At 38.0% G+C, this 5,721-nt stretch carries 6 protein-coding genes; all 6 read left to right on the plus strand.

What is annotated here, in order from left to right:
- A partial coding sequence (locus A2290_02070) for a [FeFe] hydrogenase H-cluster radical SAM maturase HydG (protein ID OGC13700.1) occupies window positions 1–1,076 on the plus strand: 1,076 nt, incomplete at its 5' end.
- Between the two features lie 48 nt (window positions 1,077–1,124).
- Window positions 1,125–1,826: a hypothetical protein gene (locus tag A2290_02075; protein OGC13701.1), complete on the plus strand. Its 702-nt coding sequence runs from the start codon at window positions 1,125–1,127 to the stop codon at window positions 1,824–1,826.
- On the plus strand, window positions 1,826–2,104 hold the full coding sequence (locus A2290_02080; protein ID OGC13702.1) for a hypothetical protein: 279 nt from the start codon (window positions 1,826–1,828) through the stop codon (window positions 2,102–2,104). Before A2290_02075 ends, A2290_02080 begins: the two co-directional genes overlap by 1 nt.
- A gap of 86 nt (window positions 2,105–2,190) precedes the next feature.
- Window positions 2,191–2,847: a redox-sensing transcriptional repressor Rex gene (locus tag A2290_02085; protein ID OGC13703.1), complete on the plus strand. Its 657-nt coding sequence runs from the start codon at window positions 2,191–2,193 to the stop codon at window positions 2,845–2,847.
- Window positions 2,844–3,368 (plus strand): NADH dehydrogenase, encoded by a 525-nt coding sequence (locus A2290_02090; protein OGC13704.1) that lies wholly within the window; start codon window positions 2,844–2,846, stop codon window positions 3,366–3,368. Before A2290_02085 ends, A2290_02090 begins: the two co-directional genes overlap by 4 nt.
- Before the next feature lie 49 nt (window positions 3,369–3,417).
- The coding region (locus A2290_02095) for an NADH dehydrogenase (GenBank protein OGC13705.1) at window positions 3,418–5,721 on the plus strand (2,304 nt) is incomplete at its 3' end.

Consider the following 5,721-nt stretch of genomic DNA (forward strand, 5'->3'; position numbering starts at 1 on the left):
GATGTTTTCTTTCAATGCTTCAAATAAAACAAGAGACGGAGGCAATTCTTAAAGCAGGACAAAAGAGGATACTTTTGGTTGCGGGTGAATCTTATCCCAATGACAGCTTTCAGTACATTCTAGATGCTATAAAGACGGTTTATTCAGCTCGCGACGGGAAAAACAACATAAGAAGAGTAAATGTAAATATTGCGCCGCTTAATATCGACCAATTCAAAGAACTTAAAAAATCGGGGATAGGAACATACCAATTATTCCAGGAAACTTATCATAAAGAGACATATGAAAAAATGCATGTCAAAGGACCAAAAGCTGATTATGAAAAGAGGATAAATACAATTGATAAGGCTTTTGAGGCGGAGATTGATGATGTGGGGCTTGGTGTTTTATTCGGTCTTTATGATTATAAGTTTGAAGTTTTGGCGCTTATGATGCATATAGAATATCTTGAAAAAAAATTTGGGCTGGGACCTCATACTCTTTCTGTCCCGAGATTGGAACCTGCGATTGGATCGTCCGTATCTTTAAAACCTCCATACCCTGTTTCCGATATTGATTTTAAAAAGATAATAGCGGTTTTAAGATTGAGTGTTCCCTATACCGGCATAATATTAAGCACTAGAGAAACTCCGGAAATAAGAAGAGAGTCTTTCTCTTTGGGAATTTCCCAGATAAGTGCAGGGAGCAGGACTAATCCTGGAGGATATTCAGATGGCGGAATAGAAAACAGAGAGCAGTTTTCTTTGGGAGACCACAGACAGCTTGACGAAGTTATCTTAGATGTTTGCAGAATGGGTTATATCCCGTCGTTTTGCACCGGTTGTTACAGACTTGGACGGACAGGGCTTGATTTTATGGAACTTGCAAAACCGGGGGAGATCAAAAACAAATGCCTGCCAAACGCGTTAATATCCTTTAAGGAATATATTTGTGATTATGCGTCAGAAGATGTTAAAATATTAGGGGATAAGATGATTTTGGATAGTATTGATAAAATAAAAAATGAGAACATTAAAAAATTTGTTATCAACTCTTTAGGGAATGTTGAGCAAGGAGCTCGGGATATTTATTGTTGAATTTTAAAAGGCCCGCCGGCAGGCAGGGGTTAAAGGAGTGAGAAAGTAATGCATATCCCAGATGGTTTTTTAGATCCTAGAATGTCGGTTGGTTTGATAGGGGTTGCTGTATTAACAATAGGATATTGCTTTAATAAAGTAAAAGAGGCCGTTACAATTTTAGTCCCAAGTAAAGCGCTTGAAGGGTTAGCCGCACAAAATTTCGTCCAGCTGCTTGGTAAGAGTAAGCGAGTTTTGTCAAAAGCAGGGGAACAAAAAATTTATAAAATGGGGATGGTTGCTTCTTTGGTCTTTGCGGCGCAAATGTTTAATTTCCCTATTTCTCAAGGGACTTCAGGGCATTTGATTGGAGGAGCTTTTTCTGTCGTAATACTTGGTCCTTTTGCAGGGGTACTTGTGCTGGCTGTTGTTGTTATGATTCAAGCATTATTTTTTGCGGATGGCGGATTGCTTGCAATAGGGGCTAATGTGATAAACATGGCTTTCTTTGGAGCATTTATCCCTTACTATTTATATTCTTTTCTAAAAAGTAGAATTTCCAAAAATTTAAGCATTGCTTTTGCCTCATGGTTTTCTGTTGTTTTGGCTTCTATTATTGCTTCTTTTGAAATTGCTATGTCAGGCACTGTTGATTTGAGTTTGGTTTTAAAATCAATGGTCAGTGTGCATATATTAATAGGTTTCGTAGAGGCATTTGTAACGGGTTTTATGGTTCAGATGTTTAATAGGATGACAGCGGAAGGCGAATAGTGATGAAAAAGATAATTTTATTTTCTATTTTTATTATAATTCTAGCCTCTTTTTTTTCTTCATCAAATCCTGACGGTCTTGAAAAAGTTGCCGAGAATTTAGGCTTTATAGGAAAAGCTTGCGATGGGACATCTTTTATGGAGGATTATACTTTATCTTTTATAGCGCATAAAGGCATTTCTACTGTTTGTGCTGGCGGAGCAGGTATTTTTTTGATTTTTCTGATTTTCTGGAGTACGACTAAATTTTTTAGAAAACCACTAAACTTTATTTCGTAGCCTCTATCTTTGCTAAAAAAGCCTTGTGATTTTTTTCACAAGATATTTGACATCGTTTCACAATATGCTACAATTAAATCACAACTGTGAATAACCAAAACCTTGGCAAACCATATATAATTCGCCTTTCAGAGTATAAAAACGCATTGGTACGTTTTAAAACTTTAGGTTTTGTTAAAGTGTTTTCTGATAATCTTGCAGATTCGGTTGGTGTGACCTCGGTGCAGGTTAGAAAAGATTTTTCACTTTTTGGAATATCGGGAAATCGCCGTGGCGGATATCTGGTAGAAGAACTTATCGAAAAATTAAATGATATTTTAGGGAAAAATGAGACTCAAAAAGTAATTCTTGTAGGGGCAGGCCATTTGGGAACTGCTTTGATGAAATATAAAGGACTTGAAAAAGAAGGAATTAAAATTGTCGCTTGCTTTGATATTGATCCTTCAAAGATAAATAAAAAAGCGGACCCCCCAATCCTTCCTTTTGAAGAACTTATTGAATTTATCAGAAAAAATGGGATTAAAATAGGGATAATTTCAGTTCCGGAAAATGCGGCACAGGAAGTTGCAGAAAAAATGATGTCTGCTGGAGTCAAGGGAATACTTAATTTTGCGCCGATAAAATTAAGAGGGATTGAAGATTGCATAATAAGTTATGTGAATATAGAACTTGAGCTTGAAAATCTTGTCTATTTTGTAAATGCGATGCAGAAGAGCAAAAAGAATAAAGGAGGCAGCAAATGAATCCTGCAATAGAAGAAAAAATTGATAAAAAAACGCTTGATACGGTAATAGAAAAATATCGGGAAAAACAAGGAGCTCTTTTAACTATTTTAGAAGAGACCCAAAAAACAAATAAACATAAATTTTTATCTGATAATGTCATGGAATATATTGCGAAAAAATTAAGGATTCCTCTTTCTCAAATTTATGGAGTTGCTACATTTTACGCTTTTTTCAATCTCAAACCCCAGGGGGAACATCTGGTTGTGATATGTCGAGGGACAGCCTGCCATACAAGGGGTTCCAAAGATTTACTTGAAAATACAGCTGATTTTTTAGGGCTTGAAAAAAACTTTCAAGAGGGTGAAACATCTTATACAACAAAAGACAACAAATTTACCATAAAAACTGTTGCATGTTTTGGACAGTGCGCATTGGCTCCGGTTATCGAAGTTGATGGAATAATTTACAGCAATGTAACTACAGATAAACTTAGGAAAATAATAAATTCCCACACCAACACCCCACCTGCTCGAGCGTAGTGGGGAATTTTGGTGTGGGAATAAATATTGCCAAAGGGGGCAAAAAGTAATGGAAGAAAAAAACTTGCAAACACTTAAGCAAAAAGGCCTCAAAAAACTTGTGCCAACCTCTTTTCCCCGTATTGCAGTGGGGGCGGGTACATGTGGGGTTGGCAATGACGCTGACAATTTGTATGTTGAATTTGAAAAAGAGCTTAAAAAACAAAAAGTAAAGGCATATCTTACAAAAACCGGATGTTTTGGATTTTGCGCGCAGGAGCCCTTGGTCAACATTTATTTGCCGGGCAATCCTCTTGTGATTTTGCATAAAGTTGAGGCTAAAGATGCGGAGCAAATTGTAAAAGATTTATCAAAAGGAGTTGTCCCTGTAAAAAAAGCTCTATGTAAAATTGAAGAATGGGATCATTTAACATCAGAATCAAAAGTATCTTATGGCAAAGGTTTGCCAAAAATTCCCGCCTGGAATGAAATACCGTTTTTTAAAAGCCAATTAAAACTTGTTTTGAGAGATTGCGGATTGATCAATCCGGAAGATATTGAAGAATACCTTGCAGTTGGCGGATATTCTGCCCTGCAAAAGGCTTTATCAAAAATGTCGCAGGATGAAGTTATTGCTGAAGTTAAAAAAGCAAAGCTAAAAGGACGGGGGGGCGCAGGCTTTCCTACCGCAATAAAATGGCAAATCATGAAAAATGCGAAAGGGGACCAAAAATATATAATCTGCAACGCGGATGAAGGGGATCCCGGCGCTTACATGAATCGAAATGAAATTGAAAGTGACCCTCATATGATATTGGAAGGAATGATAATTGGCGCTTATGCGACAGGAGTAAGCGAAGCAATTGTTTATGTAAGGGCTGAATATCCGCTGGCTGTTGAAAGGTTGAAAAAAGCATTAAAAGATGCTGAAAAGCTTGGGCTCGTTGGAAAAAATATTTTGAATTCAAGCTTTAGCCTTAATGTCACAGTTGTTGAGGGGGCTGGAGCTTTTGTCTGCGGAGAGGAAACTTCTCTTATTGCTTCCATCGAAGGCAAAGCGGGTCGCCCTCGGCCTCGTCCGCCATTTCCCGGAGAAAAAGGGCTTTGGGGCAAACCTACAAATATTAACAATGTTGAAACATGGGCTAACATTCCTTTGATAATTGCCCGCGGCGGAGATTTTTTTGCAAAAACAGGAACAGCAGAAAGCCCGGGAACAAAGGTGTTTTCGCTTGTCGGCAAAATAAAAAATACAGGACTTGTGGAACTTCCACTTGGAACATCGCTTGAGACAATTGTGTACGAAATCGGTGAGGGGACAGGAACCAAACGAAAAATAAAAGCAGTCCAAACCGGAGGGCCCTCGGGTGGATGTATCCCTGCCAGCTTATTTAAGACTCCTGTTGATTATGCTTCCCTTACGGCTTTGGGTACAATTATGGGATCAGGCGGAATGGTTGTGATGGATGAGGATAATTGCATGGTGGATGTTGCAAGATACTTTGTTGAATTTACTACCTCTGAATCATGCGGCAAATGCGTTCCCTGCAGACTGGGTCTTTATCAAGCAGGGAAAATTATAACTGGCATAACCTCCGGGATTGGTACAGAAAATGATTTGGGTCTTCTTCTTGAGCTTGGAAGGACAATTAAGCAATCAGCTTTTTGCGGATTAGGCCAAACAGGCCCCAATCCCTTTTTAACTACAATGAAATATTTTAAAGATGAATATGAAGACCATATAAAAGAAAAAAGGTGCAAATCCGGAATTTGCAAAGATTTATTCTTATCCCCATGTGAAAACTCATGCCCTCTTCATATAAACATTCCCGGGTTTATTCAATTATTAAAAGAGGGAAAATTGGAAGACGCGTTTGAATCTGTTTTAAGGGATAATCCTCTTCCTGCTACAACAGGTAGAATTTGCCTTTATCATTGCAAAACAAGGTGCAGAAGAAATGATATTGATGGGCCTGTCGCGCAGGGAGAAATTCACAGATACATAGCTGATGCGATGTCAAAAACCAAAAAAGATAAAATAGTTATAGACAAACTGATAAAAGAAAAACTTCCAAAAACCGGAAAGAAAATTGCAATAGTTGGAGCCGGGCCCGCGGGATTAACCGCCGCATTTTATCTTGTCCGTCTTGGTCATGATGTGACAATATTTGACGACCGCGCGAAAGCCGGAGGGTTTGTAAGATACGCGATTCCCAAGTACAGATTACCTGAAGATGTGCTTGACAGAGAAATCGGTTATATAAAGAATTTAGGAGTAAAATTCGCGCTTAAAAAGAAAATAGGGGAGAATCTTTCGCTAAAAGATTTGGAAAAATCTTATGATTCTATCTTTTTGGCAATAGGAGCTCAAAAT

The sequence above is a fragment of the candidate division WOR-1 bacterium RIFOXYB2_FULL_36_35 genome, from assembly GCA_001771505.1.
Taxonomy (GTDB): Bacteria; Margulisbacteria; WOR-1; order XYC2-FULL-46-14; family XYC2-FULL-37-10; genus XYB2-FULL-36-35.

What these genes read in the sequence shown, in the direction of transcription:
- A2290_02075 (OGC13701.1), top strand. Translation starts at nt 1,125, where the DNA reads ATGCATATCCCAGATGGTTTTTTAGATCCTAGAATGTCGGTTGGTTTG.
- A2290_02090 (OGC13704.1), top strand. Translation starts at nt 2,844, where the DNA reads ATGAATCCTGCAATAGAAGAAAAAATTGATAAAAAAACGCTTGATACG.